The organism is Flagellimonas yonaguniensis (assembly GCF_029193885.1).
GTDB classification, from domain to species: domain Bacteria; phylum Bacteroidota; class Bacteroidia; order Flavobacteriales; family Flavobacteriaceae; genus Flagellimonas; species Flagellimonas yonaguniensis.
Genome location: NZ_JARFVB010000001.1, coordinates 1 through 16,486, shown reverse-complemented (window position 1 = coordinate 16,486; position 16,486 = coordinate 1). Strand labels below are relative to the sequence as shown.

At 42.4% G+C, this 16,486-nt stretch carries 16 protein-coding genes and 1 tRNA gene; all 17 read left to right on the top strand.

The annotated features are described in order from the left end of the window. Nucleotides 1-119 precede the first annotated feature (119 nt). The 17 genes from PY092_RS00085 to PY092_RS00005 all read left to right on the top strand — a co-directional run bounded on the left by PY092_RS00085 (nucleotide 120) and on the right by PY092_RS00005 (nucleotide 15,740). Nucleotides 120-326, top strand: coding sequence for a YgaP family membrane protein (locus PY092_RS00085; RefSeq protein ID WP_100816973.1), 207 nt, complete (start codon nucleotides 120-122; stop codon nucleotides 324-326). A gap of 169 nt (nucleotides 327-495) precedes the next feature. Next, nucleotides 496-1,758, top strand: a complete 1,263-nt coding sequence (locus tag PY092_RS00080; protein WP_275613833.1) for an NAD(P)/FAD-dependent oxidoreductase — start codon at nucleotides 496-498, stop codon at nucleotides 1,756-1,758. Between the two features lie 96 nt (nucleotides 1,759-1,854). Further along, nucleotides 1,855-1,983, top strand: coding sequence for a hypothetical protein (locus tag PY092_RS00075; protein ID WP_275613832.1), 129 nt, complete (start codon nucleotides 1,855-1,857; stop codon nucleotides 1,981-1,983). Nucleotides 1,984-2,113: 130 nt separating this feature from the next. Then, nucleotides 2,114-3,487 (top strand): cytochrome ubiquinol oxidase subunit I, encoded by a 1,374-nt coding sequence (locus PY092_RS00070; RefSeq protein WP_275613831.1) that lies wholly within the window; start codon nucleotides 2,114-2,116, stop codon nucleotides 3,485-3,487. Between the two features lie 4 nt (nucleotides 3,488-3,491). After that, nucleotides 3,492-4,529: a cytochrome d ubiquinol oxidase subunit II gene (cydB, locus tag PY092_RS00065; protein ID WP_275613830.1), complete on the top strand. Its 1,038-nt coding sequence runs from the start codon at nucleotides 3,492-3,494 to the stop codon at nucleotides 4,527-4,529. Nucleotides 4,530-4,649: 120 nt separating this feature from the next. After that, entirely contained in the window at nucleotides 4,650-6,107 is a 1,458-nt protein-coding gene (locus tag PY092_RS00060) for an NAD(P)/FAD-dependent oxidoreductase (RefSeq protein ID WP_275613829.1), read from the top strand. A 6-nt stretch (nucleotides 6,108-6,113) separates the two neighbouring features. Further along, nucleotides 6,114-6,248, top strand: coding sequence for a hypothetical protein (locus PY092_RS00055; RefSeq protein ID WP_275613828.1), 135 nt, complete (start codon nucleotides 6,114-6,116; stop codon nucleotides 6,246-6,248). A 153-nt stretch (nucleotides 6,249-6,401) separates the two neighbouring features. Next, nucleotides 6,402-7,706: a TolC family protein gene (locus PY092_RS00050; RefSeq protein ID WP_275613827.1), complete on the top strand. Its 1,305-nt coding sequence runs from the start codon at nucleotides 6,402-6,404 to the stop codon at nucleotides 7,704-7,706. A gap of 7 nt (nucleotides 7,707-7,713) precedes the next feature. Beyond that, nucleotides 7,714-8,802, top strand: coding sequence for an efflux RND transporter periplasmic adaptor subunit (locus PY092_RS00045; protein WP_275613826.1), 1,089 nt, complete (start codon nucleotides 7,714-7,716; stop codon nucleotides 8,800-8,802). A 16-nt stretch (nucleotides 8,803-8,818) separates the two neighbouring features. Further along, nucleotides 8,819-12,013: an efflux RND transporter permease subunit gene (locus tag PY092_RS00040; protein ID WP_275613825.1), complete on the top strand. Its 3,195-nt coding sequence runs from the start codon at nucleotides 8,819-8,821 to the stop codon at nucleotides 12,011-12,013. Between the two features lies 1 nt (nucleotide 12,014). Then, nucleotides 12,015-12,320: a hypothetical protein gene (locus PY092_RS00035; RefSeq protein ID WP_275613824.1), complete on the top strand. Its 306-nt coding sequence runs from the start codon at nucleotides 12,015-12,017 to the stop codon at nucleotides 12,318-12,320. 10 nt (nucleotides 12,321-12,330) lie between these two features. Then, the gene (locus PY092_RS00030; protein WP_275613823.1) at nucleotides 12,331-12,534 is read left to right on the top strand and encodes a YgaP family membrane protein; all 204 of its coding nucleotides are present in this window, start codon (nucleotides 12,331-12,333) and stop codon (nucleotides 12,532-12,534) included. 60 nt (nucleotides 12,535-12,594) lie between these two features. Continuing rightward, the gene (locus tag PY092_RS00025) at nucleotides 12,595-13,152 is read left to right on the top strand and encodes a YeeE/YedE family protein (protein ID WP_275613822.1); all 558 of its coding nucleotides are present in this window, start codon (nucleotides 12,595-12,597) and stop codon (nucleotides 13,150-13,152) included. Continuing rightward, nucleotides 13,149-13,562 carry a DUF6691 family protein gene (locus tag PY092_RS00020; RefSeq protein WP_275613821.1) on the top strand — a complete coding sequence of 138 codons (414 nt, stop codon included), beginning with the start codon at nucleotides 13,149-13,151 and terminating at the stop codon, nucleotides 13,560-13,562. Before PY092_RS00025 ends, PY092_RS00020 begins: the two co-directional genes overlap by 4 nt. Before the next feature lie 99 nt (nucleotides 13,563-13,661). Next, nucleotides 13,662-14,066: a response regulator gene (locus PY092_RS00015; RefSeq protein WP_275613820.1), complete on the top strand. Its 405-nt coding sequence runs from the start codon at nucleotides 13,662-13,664 to the stop codon at nucleotides 14,064-14,066. A 102-nt stretch (nucleotides 14,067-14,168) separates the two neighbouring features. Next, nucleotides 14,169-14,240 (top strand) — tRNA-Arg (locus tag PY092_RS00010). A 231-nt stretch (nucleotides 14,241-14,471) separates the two neighbouring features. Further along, entirely contained in the window at nucleotides 14,472-15,740 is a 1,269-nt protein-coding gene (locus tag PY092_RS00005) for a site-specific integrase (RefSeq protein ID WP_275613819.1), read from the top strand. Nucleotides 15,741-16,486: the final 746 nt, after the last annotated feature.

The following is a 16,486-nucleotide window of genomic DNA, read 5'->3' as shown; positions in this document are numbered from 1 at the left end:
CTATTTGGTCGGCGACGAACCACTACTTTTGAAGTAATCCTCTGATTATCAAAAAGAGGAGAATACAAGCTGATCTATTTTTTGGTAAATTGTATAGTAATAATCATAAACTATCAATTATGAAAAAAAACATGGGCGGTGCAGACCGTACAATTCGGATTATCCTGGCACTTGGTGTAGGGGCATTGTATTATTTTAATGTAATTACAGGAACATTGGCATACGTGCTGCTGGCTTTGGCAGCCATATTTGTCTTGACAAGCTTTGTTAGTTTTTGTCCTTTGTACACCCTATTCGGGATTAATACATGCAAGGTCAAGAATTAGGTTTTTTGGTTGGTTGATAAGGAAAGCCGTTCTATTGAGAGCGGCTTTTTTTTGTGAAAATGATAATATTCACATAAAACAGCCTTCAAATTATCAAGTATGTAACTTTAGTTACAATATAATATGATATTCCTCAATATTTTACCTAAATAGATTTAACTAAAGAAACATGAAGTCACATTATCAAATCCTGATAATCGGGGGAGGAACGGCTGGAATTATGACTGCTGCCCAATTATTGAGGAAAAACAAAAAGCTGGACATAGCTATTATAGAACCCTCCGAAACACATTACTACCAGCCTGCATGGACCCTTGTAGGTGCTGGAACCTATGATTTTAAAAAGACTGCCAAACCTATGGCAGATGTTATGCCCAAAGGGGTCGACTGGGTCAAGGACAAGGCCGCTGGCTTCAATCCGGAGAAAAATATGGTTTCGACCGAAAGCAGTGGCGATATAACCTACGATTATTTGGTAGTGGCCCCAGGATTGGTCATGGAACCAAGTATGATCAAAGGCCTGCCCGAAGCTTTGGAGCAGGGAGTGGCCTGTAGCAATTATATTGATCCAGAGCGAACATGGGAAACCATTAGGAATTTTAAAAAGGGAAATGCCTTGTTCACACAGCCAACCACGCCCATTAAATGTGGAGGGGCTCCCCAAAAGATTGCCTATCTGGCGGCGGACTATTTTAGGAAGCAAGGCCTGAAGAAAGATACCAACGTGATTTTTGCTACCCCGGGAACCGTTATTTTCGGGGTCAAGGAGATTCGTGAGACCCTTATGAAGGTCATTGATCGGTATGGCATTCACTTCAAGCCTTTTTATGCGCCCAAAGAAATTGATGTAGAAAACCGGATCGTTCACTTTAGCCATACGGCTCCAGAAGAAAACAGGTGCATCATCAACGAGGACAACGAGTTGGGAGAGACCATGGTGGGCGATGTGGACATCAGTGTGCCTTTTGATATGTTGCACTTGGCTCCACCACAAGCAGCGCCAAAGTTCATCCGTGATTCCATACTGGCCAATGAATCAGGTTGGTTGAATGTGGATCATCATTCCATGCAGCACCATACCTACCCGAATATTTTTGGTCTGGGAGATGTTGCGGCATTGCCAACGGCCAAAACAGGGGCTGCGGTTCGTAAACAGGTTCCCGTTGTTGTGGACAATATTTTAAAATTGATGGACCACAAGACGGCCAATAATAAATCTTATAATGGGTATTCTTCATGTCCCTTGGTCACCGGCTATGGAAAAATGACCTTGGCCGAGTTTGATTACAACAACAATTTTATACCGGACCCTAAGTTAAAACGTATGCTGGTCTTTAACAGTGACAAGGAACATTGGAGACTTTGGATGTTGAAAAAATACGGACTGCCCAATTTATATTGGAACAAAATGCTCAAGGGTAAAAATGTTTAGGGATCAATGCATTATGATTTTGTTTTTATGAGAATTATCATATTTTCAATTGGGTCAAGCCAGTAAATTTGACTCAAACTTAAAAACCAATACATCGTGAAATCATTAATGAACATTCCTTTGGTATCATGGGAAAACGGCATCTGGATGATAGGTGTGTTTGCACTGGTGGTCATAGTTCTTGTGGTTGCAGTTTTCGCTTTGATGAACAGTGGTAAAAAATAAACACTAATCAGACATAGGAGAAATGGATTTAGCATAAGATGGTTTTTTTATGTTAAATCCATTTTGTTTGTAACTTTAGTAACCTAAAAAGGTTGGCGTTAAAGCTATTTTTGAAAACAAAATATTATTTATGGAAACCGAAATACTTGCTCGGATCCAATTTGCCTTTACTGTTGCTTTTCATTACATATATCCCCCTCTTAGTATAGGCCTTGGGTTGTTATTGGTCATTTTTGAAAGTATCTACATAAGGACTAAAAACGAAACCTATCACAAACTGGCCCGTTTCTGGACCAAAATATTTGCCCTTACCTTCGGTATCGGGGTTGTCACGGGCATTGTCATGGAATTTGAATTTGGCACCAACTGGGCCGTATACTCCCGTTATGTCGGAGATGTCTTTGGCAGTGCCTTGGCAGCAGAGGGGATTTTTGCCTTCGCTTTGGAAAGTGGCTTTTTGGGAATTTTATTGTTCGGTTGGAACCGGGTCAAACCTTGGGTGCATCTGGTGTCCACTATTGGGGTTTTTCTGGGTTCCATGTTCTCTGCAATTTGGATCGTTGTGGCCAATAGCTGGCAACAGACCCCTGCAGGATTCCATATTGTGGGCGAAGGATTGGATGCCCGGGCGGAGATCACCGACTTTTGGGCCATGGTCTTCAATCCGTCCAGTGTGGATAGGCTTACGCATGTTTGGCTGGGAGCTTTTCTGGCCGGAGCTTTTCTGGTATTGAGTGTCCATGCCTACTATCTGATAAAGGGGAAATATGTTGAGATTTCGAAGAAGGCCTTTAAAATAGCTTTGGTGGTTGCCACCGTGTTTTCTTTGGGCCAATTGTTCACAGGGCACCAATCGGCTGATGGGGTAGCGGAGAACCAACCAGCAAAACTGGCCGCGCTCGAAGGTCATTTTGAAGCATCGGCACCCGCCGATATGTACATTCTGGGCTGGGTGGATAAGGAAAATCAAGAGGTATCCGGAATCAAGGTGCCTGGAGGACTGTCCTTTTTACTGGATTATGATTTTGATTCACCTGTAACAGGTCTTAATGCCTTTCCTGAAGATGAACGTCCTTCGCAGATAAATGCCGTCTTTCAATTTTATCACATTATGGTGGCCATTGGGATGGCCTTGATATTTTTGACCCTTTTCGCGACCTTTTTGTGGTGGCGAGGTAAGCTGTTCAACAAAAAATGGTTGCTTTGGATTTTTGTTTTTGCAGTTTTCTTGCCTCAAATAGCCAATCAAGTAGGTTGGTTTGCTGCCGAAATGGGAAGACAACCTTGGGTGGTCTACGGACTATTGAGAACTTCTGATGCATTTTCCCAGGCCGTTACCGACAACCAAATTTTGTTTTCCTTGATCTTGTTCTTTTTGGTATATGCCCTTTTGTTCGTGTTGTTCATTTACCTATTGCACAAGAAAATCAAACATGGGCCCTATGAAGAATCGGAATCTGACGATACACCTTTTGGAGGAACATTAACTCATATGATGAACTAAGCTTATGGAAACTTTTTTAGGATTGGATTATCCCACATGGTGGTTTTTAGTGGTAGGAGGACTTTTCTCAGGGTATGCCATCTTGGATGGTTTTGATTTTGGGGCAGGAGCGTGGCATCTCTTTCTAAAGAAAGAGAACAGTCGTAGGATAGCATTGAATGCCGTGGGTCCGGTATGGGATGGCAACGAGGTGTGGCTGGTCATTGGAGGTGGAGCACTTTTCGCAGGCTTCCCCGTAATGTATGCGACCATGTTCTCATCGTTGTACATTCCTTTTATGTTGTTTCTTTTGTTCATTATTTTCAGGGCTATTTCCATTGAGTTCAGGGGCAAGGAACCCATGTTGTGGTGGAGGAGGTTGTGGGACGTCTGTTATAGCATTTCAAGCATTATGCTCGCCTTTTTATTGGGTGTTGTGCTCGGGAATATATTGCAGGGAATAGCCATTGGTGAAAACTACCAGTACCAAGGAGGAGTGCTTTTTGAGTTTTTGAACCCCTATGCCTTGATGACAGGCTTTACCACATTGTCCCTTTTTATGGCACATGGTGCTATTTTTCTTTTGTTGAAAACGGAAGGTAGGTTGTTCGCAAAATTAACTCGTCTCTTAAAAAGGGGCATGATCTTTTTTATGGTCAGTTTTGCAGTGACCACCCTGTACACATTGATTTATATTCCCCATTTGTCGGATGATTTCAAAAGTAACCCCTCACTTTTCATTATTCCTTTACTTACCTTCCTAAGTATTGCCAATGTGCCCAGATTGGCCGAAAAGCGAAAATATAAATGGGCTTTTCTATTCTCCTCTTTGACCATAGCGTTTCTATTGGTCTTGGTAGCGGTTGAACTGTATCCGGTATTATTGCGTTCCACCATAGATCCTATGTACGATATAGATATCTACAACGCGGCATCTTCCACAAAATCCTTGCAGATCATGATGGTCATTGTGGCCATAGGGACACCTTTGGTGCTTTTCTATACCATATTCGTATACAAGACCTTTTGGGGCAAAGTTAAATTGGACGAGACCAGTTATTGATTTTGGATTTTTTGTTCCAATTGAAGAAAAGAGCATTAAGCACAGTGCTCTTTTTTGAATGTGACCTAGGTCACTTTATATCTGATCGGCTACCAGTACATTTGGGTAAATAATTCAAAAATGTCCAAAATAGTTGTATTGGGAGCTGGTATTGCAGGTCATGTAGCAGCCTCCCATTTAAGAAGAAAGCTCTCTAAAGAGCATGAGGTGGTGGTGGTATCCCCAAATGGGAACTACCAATGGATACCGTCAAATATTTGGGTCGGGATCGGTAGAATGAAACCAAAGGATATCCTATTCCCATTGGCACCCTTATATGCCAAAAAACATATTGATTACAAACAGGCCAAAGCAGTCAGTTTTCATCCTGAAGGCGATTCGGAAGAAATCAAACCCTATATAATGGCGGAATATGTTGCGGGCAATGAAAAAGGAACCCAAGAGAAGGTAACCTACGATTACCTGATCAATGCCACAGGGCCAAAACTCAACTTTGAGGCCACAGAAGGATTGTCCCCTGGCAAGAACAAAGCACATTCGGTATGTACCTATACCCATGCTCAAGAAGCTTGGATTGCGCTGGAAGGACTCATCAAGCAAATGAAGGAGGGCAAAAAAGTCAAAATATTGATCGGAACCGGTCATGCCAAATCAACCTGTCAAGGCGCCGCATTCGAATACATCTTGAATGTGGAACAAGAACTTAGGAGACACAAGGTAAGGGATATGGCCGAAATTACCTGGATCTCTAACGAATACCATCTGGGGGATTTTGGTATGGACGGAATGTTGATGAGCTATGGAAGCAATATCATGAAGTCCAACGAAATGGTGGAAATGATATTTGAGGATAGGGGGATAAAATGGATTTTGGAAGCTGGGGTCAACAAAGTTGAGGACGGAGTGGCCCATTATGAGACCTTGGACGGAGAGTACAAAAAGGAAAGCTACGATTTTGCCATGTTGATACCTTCCTTCTCTGGACATGGTTTCAAGGCTTACGATAAAACGGGGGACGATATCACTGATAAGCTTTTTAGGGGATTTATGATCGTTGATGCCGATTACACCCCTAAACCCTATGAGGAATGGAGTGTTCAGGATTGGCCTGAAACCTATCAAAATCCATCGTATTCCAACATTTTTGCCCCTGGGATAGCCTTCGCACCACCGCATAGCATCTCCAAACCCAGAAAAAGCAAAAACGGAACGGATATTACCCCTGCCCCCCCAAGAACGGGAATGCCTTCGGGGATTACGGCAAAATTGGTAGCGGATAATATCATTGAGATGATTAAACATTCCAACCAAGAGTTGCATCATAAAGGATCTATGGGGAATATGGGGGCGGCCTGTATTGCATCCGCAGGTTTTGGTATGACCACGGGAAGCGGTGTGAGCATCACTACCTATCCCATCGTGCCCGATTACAATAAATATCCCGATACCCATGGAAGAAAACTGGGTAAAACCTTTGGAACCATTGGTCTTGCAGGTCACTGGTTGAAATTGGCCTTGCACTACGCCTTTATTTATAAAGCAAAAATGAAACCCTTTTGGTGGTTAATCCCAGAATAGAAAGTTATGACACGAAGAATCTCAAAATACAAACGGTTTACGATGATGAATCCCATTATCCAGTTCTTTAAGTTCATTTATTTGAGCATTAAGGTATTGATTGTGGTGGCAGGCGGGCACGGGGGAACCCGAAGTGCTTAGTCGCTGATTTTCATCATTGTAGAGCACCTCAATACAGGCTTACTTTGTTAAGTTGTCTTCGTATTGAGGTGTTTTTTTGAAATTTTCTTGGTAACCAAGGTTACTGTGCAGGTGTATTGCCAAATCTATTTTTGCTTCAAATTAAATAAGTAGATGAAACGGATACTGATAATAACGATTCTATTGTGGACTCAGGGCCAATTGTTTGCCCAGGACCAAATCAATATTTCTCTGGAAGAAGTATTGACAAGGGTACAAGAGTCCAATGCCAGTATTAAGGTTTCCGAACAGGAAGCCAAGATGGCGAAATATGACTATAGATTCTCCAATTCCATTTTTTTGCCACAGATTGCCGTGTCGCATACGGGAATGGTAACAACAAACCCATTGATGGCTTTCGGTTCCAAACTGAACCAAGAGATTTTGACCCAGGCGGATTTTAACCCTGCCCTTTTGAACGATCCCGACCAGATAGAGAACTATGCCACCAAAGTTTCGGTGGAACAACCCTTGATCAATTTGGATGGATTCTATCAGCGCAAAGCGGCCAAGACCACTATGGAAGCTAAGGAACTTCAGGCGATGCGAACCAGGGACTATCTCAATTTTGAGGCCCAAAAGGCCTACGGTCAATTACAATTGGCCCACAGAGCCGTAGCAGTGTTGCAAAAAGCTTTTGAAGCCGCAAATGCCAACTTGAACACGGCACAGAACAGTTATGACCAAGGGCTGCTTCAGAAAGCGGATTTGCTGGAAGTAAAAGTTCGGGTCACCGAGGTTTCCGATCAATTGAACACGGCCAAGAGCAATGTGAAAAATGCATCTGACTATTTGGCTTTTTTAATGAACGAACAAGGAGATGTTGTCTATGAGCCATCAGAAGAGCTGGTGCCGGACAATCTTGGCGAAACCGTGGAAGGCTCTTTGGAAAATAGGGCGGATATCAAAGCCATGGATTTGGTGTCCGAAGCGTACAAAGCAAACATGAAAGCCGATAATATGACCTTTTTGCCAAGGTTGAATGCTTTCGCCAGCTATGAAATGTATGATGACCAAATTTTTCAGGCCGATGCCAAAGGATACATTATCGGGGCAAGTTTGAGCTGGGATGTTTTTAAAGGATCGCAGCGCTTTGCCAAAGCAGGGAAGAGCAAAACAAGTTATGAAAAAGCGAAACAGGAATACGAACAGTACGTCGCCAAAAGTACTATGGAGCTTCAACGCACCAAGCGGATGGTCGAAGATGCCGAGAGCAGGCTCCAGACCTCAAAATTGGCTATGGAGCAATCCGAAGAATCATTAAGGATACGCACCAACAGATTCAAAGAGGGCTTGGAAAAAACGACTGATCTATTGATGGCCGAAGCCACCTATGCTGAAAAGCAATTGGCATACTATCAGACCATTTTTGAATACAATCAGGCACAATCCTTATTAACATTTTTAACCAAAGAATAATTGCAAGATGAAAGACACTACGATATATAAAAGTTTCATTCTGACCGCATCCTTGGGATTCTTCCTGATGGGCTGTGGAAGTGACGAAAAACAAACTGTGGACAATACGGAAGCTGTTCCGGTAACCGTTGCCGATGTGGACATGGGCGATAGTTCCACCATTTTGGCAGGAAGTGGTCAGATTAAAGCTGTGAACAGTGCCACCTTGAGCACCCGAATGATGGGTCACGTGGAATCACTTCCCGTAAAAATAGGTCAGAAAGTAAGCAAGGGAGATTTATTGATTTCTATCAACAATGTGGATCTGCGTGCCAAAAAAGCACAAGTGGAAGCATCCATTACCGAGGCCACGGTTGCCTTCAACAACGCCAAGAAAGATTATGAAAGGTTCCAAAACCTTTTCAATGAAAACAGTGCCTCACAAAAAGAATTGGATGACATGACCGCGCGCTACGAAATGGCCAAGGCCAGATTGGAAGCCGCAAACCAAATGAAGAACGAAGTGAACTCCCAGTTTGCTTACGCCAATATAAGGGCACCTTTCAGTGGAGTGGTTACCAATACGTACATCGATGAGGGAGATATGGCCAACCCTGGTGTTCCGTTGGTATCTGTGGAATCCCCTGGTGGATTTGAAGTAGAGGCCAAAGTGGCGGAGAACAACATTTCGGCCATCGAAGTGGGGACCAAAGCCCATATTTTGGTAAAAGCATTGGATACCACGATTACGGGAAAAGTGTCCGAGTTGAGTGCATCTGCACAAAATACGGGCGGACAATATGTGATGAAGGTATTATTGGATAAAACAGAGGCCAAGATTTTGTCAGGTATGTATGCCACCGTTAGGCTCGAGGCGGAAAGCGAGAGCGACGGTAAAACAGTTGTTACCGTTCCGTCCGAAGCCTTGGTGCATAAAGGCCAGTTAGCGGGTGTGTATACTTTGGGCCAGGATAATGTGGCTTTGCTACGCTGGTTGCGTTTGGGCGAGAATTACGGAAATGAAGTCGAAGTATTGTCTGGCTTGTCCAAGGGAGATCAATATATCGTGTCGGCCGAAGGAAAGTTATACAATGGAGCCAAAGTAAGCATTCAATAACCCAAAAAAGCTAACAATGAAAGACGGACTTGCAGGAAAAATAGCCAAAGGGTTTATCAGCTCCAAATTAACGGTGCTCCTAATGATCGTGTTCATGGTCATTGGGGTGTACAGTTCCTTCCTTATTCCAAGGGAAGAGGAGCCACAGATAGATGTGCCCATGGCGGACATATTTGTGGGATATCCCGGAGCCAGCCCAACTGAGGTGGAATCCAGGATCACAAAACCACTGGAAAAAATCATATCCAATATCAAAGGTGTGGAATACGTGTACACCACCTCCATGCAAGAGCAAGGGATGGCCATTGTACAGTTCTACGTAGGAGAGGATATCGAAAGGTCTTTAGTGCGTTTGTACGATGAGATCAACAAGCACATGGACCAAATGCCCGAAGGGGTAACCATGCCATTGGTAAAAACCCGTGCCATAGATGATGTTCCCATGCTCGCCTTGACACTTTGGAGTGATGAGTATGATGACTTCCAGTTGAGACAGATTTCCGGAGAGCTTATCAACGAGATAGAAAAAGTCAACGGGGTGTCCATTACCAAGAAGATAGGAGGGCGCAGTCCCCAACTTCGTGTGGTGGTGGACAAGGATAAAATGGCGGAGTCTGGGATGGATGTGTTGGCAGTTGCTCAAATGATTCAGGCCAACAACCAGCAGATGGATGCCGGCAATTTCCTTTCCAACGACACCGAGTTTCATATCAGTACAGGAAACTTCTTGAAAACACAGGAAGATCTGGAAAATCTGATTGTGGGAACCAAACAAGGTCAGCCTATCTACTTAAAGCAAGTGGCCACCATTTTGGATGGCCCAGAATTGCCCAAAAACTATGTTTCCCTCGGATTCGGTGCTGCAAGCGAAAAAGCAACGGAATACAGATCGGAATACCCAGCGGTAACCATTTCCATTGCCAAGCGTAAAGGTGCCGATGCCATGAAGATTGCCGATGTGGTGTTGGAAAAGGTGGATCACTTAAAAACTACCTTGATTCCAGATGAAGTTAAGGTCGAAGTGACCCGAAATTATGGGGAAACTGCATCCCAAAAAGTATCCGAGTTGTTGATGCACTTGATTGGTGCCATTATCGCAGTGACCTTTGTGGTCATGTTGGCCATGGGATGGCGAGGTGGACTTGTGGTATTCCTTTCAGTGCCCATTACCTTTGCATTGACCTTGCTCAGCTATTATATGCTGGATTATACCTTGAACAGAATTACCTTGTTTGCCTTGGTGTTTGTAACGGGTATTGTGGTGGACGATTCCATCATTATAGCGGAGAACATGCACCGTCACTTTAAAATGAAACGCTTGCCGTTCAAGGATGCTGCTATCTACGCCATCAATGAGGTAGGTAACCCGACCATTTTGGCAACATTCACGGTAATTGCTTCTGTTTTGCCAATGGCCTTTGTATCTGGTTTGATGGGCCCCTATATGTCGCCCATGCCCATTGGGGCATCCATCGCGATGTTGCTATCATTGTTCGTGGCTTTGACCATAACCCCGTATTTGGGCTACATCTTCCTAAGAGAGAAGGACAAAAAGAAGAAAAAGGAAAAAGAGGCTATCGAAGTAAAGGATACTTTTATTTACAAAGCTTATGCAAGGTTCGAACAACCTTTAATAGATAGCAAGAAAAAAAGATGGATGTTCTTGGGGATTACTTTTTTCTTGCTGATTGCCTCTGTAGCCATGTTCTTTACGAAATCCGTAGCGGTAAAAATGTTGCCTTTTGATAACAAGAACGAGTTCCAGGTGGTCATAGATCTTCCTGAGGGCACTACTTTGGAAAGGACATCAGCGGTGACCAAAGAAATTGGGGCGTATCTCTCCACACGACCCGAAGTGGTCAACTATCAGAGTTATGTGGGTACCTCCGCACCGATAACCTTCAATGGTTTGGTAAGGCACTACGACCTACGCGGGGGAAGCAATATGGCCGATATCCAGGTCAATCTGGTGGACAAGCACGACAGAAGTGAACAAAGTCATGATATTGCCAAATTGCTCAGGCCAAAAATCCAAGAATTGGGCAAAAAGTACCATGCGAACATCAAGATTGTTGAGGTGCCACCAGGACCTCCTGTACTCTCTACTATTGTGGCTGAGGTATATGGACCAGATTATGACAAGCAGATTGCCTTGGCCGATAAGGTGAAGGGCATCTTGAACAACACTACCGATGTGGTGGATGTGGATTGGATGGTCGAGGACGATCAGGTGGAGTACGATTTTGTGATAGACAAGGAAAAGGCGATGCTTTACGGGGTTACTCCTCAACAAATAGTTCAGGTAATGGCCATGTCTTTCCGTGAACAGCCTGTATCGCACATTTACCGGGAAGATGCTTTTGATCAAGTCGGAATTGTTTTGTCCGTAAGTGAAAAGGATAAATCCAGCTTGGATGAAATCAAACAATTGAAGATAGCATCCCAACAGGGGAATATGGTCTCCGTGGGTGATTTGGTTCAAGTAAAGGAAGGAACCAAGGCAAAGAGCATCTATAGGAAAAACCAGAAGCGAGTAGTATATGTGATGTCCGATATGGCCGGGGAACTGGAAAGTCCCGTGTATGCCATTTTGGGCATGACGGACAAGTTGAATCAATTGGAGTTGCCCAAAGGCTATTCCATCAATGAACTCTATATGGAACAGCCTCAATTTGAAGATGACTATACCGTAAAATGGGATGGGGAATGGCAAATTACCTTGGAGGTATTCCGTGATTTGGGAATTGCCTTTATGGGTGTGATCGTGATCATATATATGCTCATCGTAGGTTGGTTCCAAAACTTTAAGGCACCAATGGTAATGATGGTGGCCATACCATTGTCATTGATCGGGATTGTGTTGGGGCATTGGTTGTTTGGTGCGTTTTTTACCGCAACTTCATTTATCGGTATGATAGCCTTGGCAGGTATTATGGTACGGAACTCGGTATTGCTTATCGACTTCGTCAACTTAAGGCTCAAAGAAGATGTTCCATTAAAGCAAGCTGTTATAGAAGCAGGAGCCGTGCGTACAACCCCTATTTTATTGACCGCTGGAACCGTGGTCATTGGAGCTTTTGTGATTTTGTTCGACCCTATTTTTCAGGGATTGGCCATATCACTTATGGGAGGAACCATAGTGTCTACCGTATTGACACTCTTGGTTGTGCCATTGGTTTATTATATGATTGAACGTAAAAATTACAACTAACATGAAAATGATCATTGTTACCACTGTGGAGGAATATAAAAACGAGGTTTTCAAACTCTTTAAGAAGGCAGGTGTGGAAAGTTTTAGTGGGTCCGATATTGACGGGTACAAAAGTGCAGCACCACTGATGTACACCAGTAGTTGGTTCCCAAGTGAAAAAGGAGGGGCGGCATCCAATATGTTCTTTTCCTTTACTGAAGAAGAAAAAGTGACGGAGTTGTTCAAACTATTGAAGCAGTTCAATGAGGAGAGCGAAACCACCAACCCGATCAGGGCAGTGGAAATACCCATTGATAGAACCGTTTAAAAAAATTGGAATGAAGAATAGAATTGTAAGAGGAGTTGCAGGAACATTTATCCTGATCAGTTTGGCCTTGGCCATTTATGTGAACATCAACTGGCTTTGGTTTACCGCATTCGTCGGGGCCAACTTGCTACAATCATCATTGACCAAATGGTGTTTATTGGAAGACATCTTGAAGAAATTCGGGGTTTCTGACTCGGATGATAACTGTTGCTAGCATCCCATAAGTTTGTTATTTGAGGCATTTTCGTGACCTTTGCCCAAAAACCTCACGAAAATGCTTTATCAACCTTGGCCTTGGTATGTGTCGGGCCCTCTTATTGCCATTATTATGGCACTGCTCATTCTTATGGGCAAACGTTTTGGAATGTCCTCCAACTTGGAGACTTTTTGCTCCATCGGTGGTGCAGGAAAGTTCACGGATTATTTCAAAGTTGATGTGAAATCCAAACGATGGAACCTTTTGGTAGTACTGGGTTCTGTCATTGGGGGTTTTTTTGGGGCACATTGGCTTTCTCCCAACCCAGCTGTGGATATATCGGATACAACAGTGACCAAGCTCCAAGACCTCGGTTTTGATAGTGCTGGAACTGCCTACTTGCCCTCGGAACTTTTCAGTATGGAGTCACTTTCGAATCCCAAAGTTTGGATAATACTTTTGATAGCTGGTTTTTTGGTGGGCTTTGGAACCCGCTATGCTGGGGGATGTACCTCTGGACACGCCATTTCCGGTTTGAGCAACCTACAGCGACCTTCCTTGATCGCGGTCATCGGGTTTTTTATCGGCGGATTGATCATGGTCCACTTATTGTTTCCTTTAATTTTTACGGTATGAAGAATATAGTGTACATCATATTGGGAACATTTTTGGGGATTGTGCTTTATAAGTCCGAAGCAGCTTCGTGGTTCAGGATCTATGAAATGTTCCAGTTCGATTCATTCCATATGTATGGTATCATTGGTTCTGCTTTGGCCTTGGGGGTTGTACTTGTTTTTTGGATCAAGAAATCCAAGATAAAATCATTTTCGGGAGAAACCATCAGTATACCCGATAAGGAAAAGACGTTTGCCCGATATATTCTGGGCGGAACCCTATTTGGACTGGGCTGGGCTTTGGCAGGAGCTTGCCCAGGACCCATCTATATATTGGTAGGTGCGGGTTATTGGCCCATTTTTATTGTACTGCTAGGTGCGGTATTGGGTGCTTTTGTTTATGGTGTCGTTAGGGGCAAATTGCCCCATTAAGGTTGACTCAACGGTATTTTGGGCCAAACAACGAAAATGAATGGTTCATAGCAAACTAGCACATAGCTTTGGTCGTCCCAAATTTACAATAGTCCCTACATGAAGTTAATTACGTTCATCATAGACGATGATTTGGTGTCGCAATTCGCGACTCGGTACTGCATACAGCAATCCCACGGTAATTTTGACATTGTGACCTGTTCCAGTGGAGAAGAGGGGATACAGGCTTGCTTTAGTTCCATTGAAGAACAGGATAGGTTGCCCGATATCATCTTTTTGGACCTTGTTATGGATGGAATGAACGGCTGGGATTTTTTGGAAAATCTAAAGAATTTGTTCAAGGGACACGAACTTCCCAGTGTATATGTGCTTTCAGCCTTTACCAATGCTTCGGATAGAGCAATAGCCAAAAAAAACGGTATGATCTCTGGCTATGTGGATAAGCCATTATCGCGTTCCTATTTGGAGAAAATACTTCAGGAAGAAGAAAGAAAACGGGCGTAAGATTAGACTCTTTGCTGTCGCTTATTAAATCATTTTAAATTGATTGTCGGTTTAGCGAAAAGTTCATCAAAAACGCTATTTTTGCAATCCATTTTATGGTATGGCCCCGTAGTTCAATGGATAGAATAGAAGTTTCCTAAACTTTAGATGCAAGTTCGATTCTTGCCGGGGCTACTTTTTGACTTCTGAATGATTCAAAGAATCATTAAATAAATGAAAACCAGATATTTAATATTTTTTGATTTTAATTGAATTCCTTTGATTTCGGCTTTTAGAGTTCACAAATCGTCAACATTTTTCAAGTTGCTGTTTTAATTTAAGTAATTAAAATTCAGTAATTTAGTTGGAACACTCGATTTGATTTGACTTTCGTCTTCGTCAACGTTTAACAAAAAGAAGACAACTATGAGGTCAAATTTCACTTTTTCCGTCCTGTTTTGGCTTTATTCCGGTAGGTCAAAAAATGGAAAAGCCCCTATTTATGCCAGGATTTCTGTCAATGGTAAAAAACTGAACATTAGTTTAAAGCGGAGAATCCAAATCAATCACTGGGACTCCGAAAGGCAGCGGGTAAAAAATTCTACTATTGATGCCAAATCCATCAACCAATATCTTGATGGGTTCTACTCTGGTTTGTTTCATTCATTCCAACAATTACGAATAGAGGGTAAACATATCACTCCTAAGAGTGTAAAGGCCAGGTTTCTGGATGAGGAAGTGGAGAATCAACATTTTACCATGAAGGACTTAGTGTCCTACCATAATTCCAATATGTTTCCCAAGCTCCACGGAAATACCTCGAGACTCTACCTGACAAGCCAGAAGTATATCTTTTTATTCTTGAAAACAAAATTAAAATTGGAAGACATCAGACTTGATGAACTGAATTATAAGTTTATCCTTGACTTTGAAAATTTTCTTCGCAAGCATAAACCTAATCACTATCAGAAGCAAATTGGTAACAATGCTGTAATGAAGCATATTCAAAGACTGAGGAAAATGGTCTCTCTGGCCTATCGACTGGAGTGGATAGATAAAGACCCGTTTAGGCAGTTTAAACAAAGGTTGACCCCTACGAACAGAGAATATTTAGGTTCCGAGGAACTTCAAGCGATTGAAGAATTGGAGCTTCAAACCAAGCGATTAAAAACTGTTAGAGATCTTTTTGTATTCAGTTGCTATACCGGTATATGCTATACTGATTTAATGCTTCTGACCGAAGATAACGTAATAATGGGGTTGGATAAAAAATATTGGATAATCACTAAAAGGCAGAAAACCCATAACCCTGTTAAAATACCACTTTTAAAAAAAGCTATGGATTTGATTGAACGGTATAAACAAGATTCCAGATCAGTAATAAATAATACGCTGTTCCCAAGAATATCAAATCAAAAGATGAACGCCTATTTGAAAGAGATTGCAAGTGAAGCAAAAATTAAAAAGAATCTTACATTTCACATGGCAAGGCATACGTTCGCCACGACAGTTACCCTGACCAATGGTGTACCCATAGAAACCATTTCAAAAATGTTGGGACATCGAAAACTTACCACCACCCAGATTTATGCAAAGGTGTTGGAAAGGAAGGTTGGTGAGGATATGGAGATTTTGAGAAGCAAATTAGAAGTAGCAACCAAATCAGAGTTAAAGAAGAAAGCGAACCAAGGGTAACGTAGTGTTGCAAGTCCCAATCTTACCCAGACTTTTGCGCTTGGTTCCTATCGAGTTTTTGTAGTGTTCGGGAAGATAAATTCATTCAACAGCTTCTAATAAACAAAAACCACTGAATTTATTGTTACTCTATACACCAAAGAAAGTTCACGCTTGCGTGAAAAAAGGAATAGCAAGAGGGTGATGCGCAGATTGCGCCATCACGGTTGTTTTCGGGTATTCAACAAGTTGAAAACCAGTTGATTGACCTGATTTTGTAATACTTCACAAAAATCGGGGCTACAGTAAACTTTTCCTAAATCTACAGTAAACCCTTTGGGAAGCCCTGTAAGCCCTGGAAATTTTTGACGAAAAAATTGACACAATTTGATGAAAAAACAAAATGGCCTATGGAAGCAGTCTAAAGCTTAAAATAACGGAATGGAGATTGGAACAATATAAAATTGAGGCTAACAGACCGTTGGATTACCTCAAATGATGAGAAGAGTATATCGGATTAATGGATAAAATTACCTCGCTCAGTAGTATTAGTTAAGGGTAAGTTTTGGGACGCTTGCAGCACTTCACTGCGTTACGCTCGCTAAATTTTGATTTTTAATACTAAATGAATCTTGGGTAGGAGACTGTAAACTGAACTCTGTCTGAAAAAGATTAGAAGTATTAATTTTATTCAGACAGTACCATGACAAAGAAAGAACAGACAGAATTTGAAAAGAAGGTGCTCGAGCAGTTCATGTCGGGCAAGA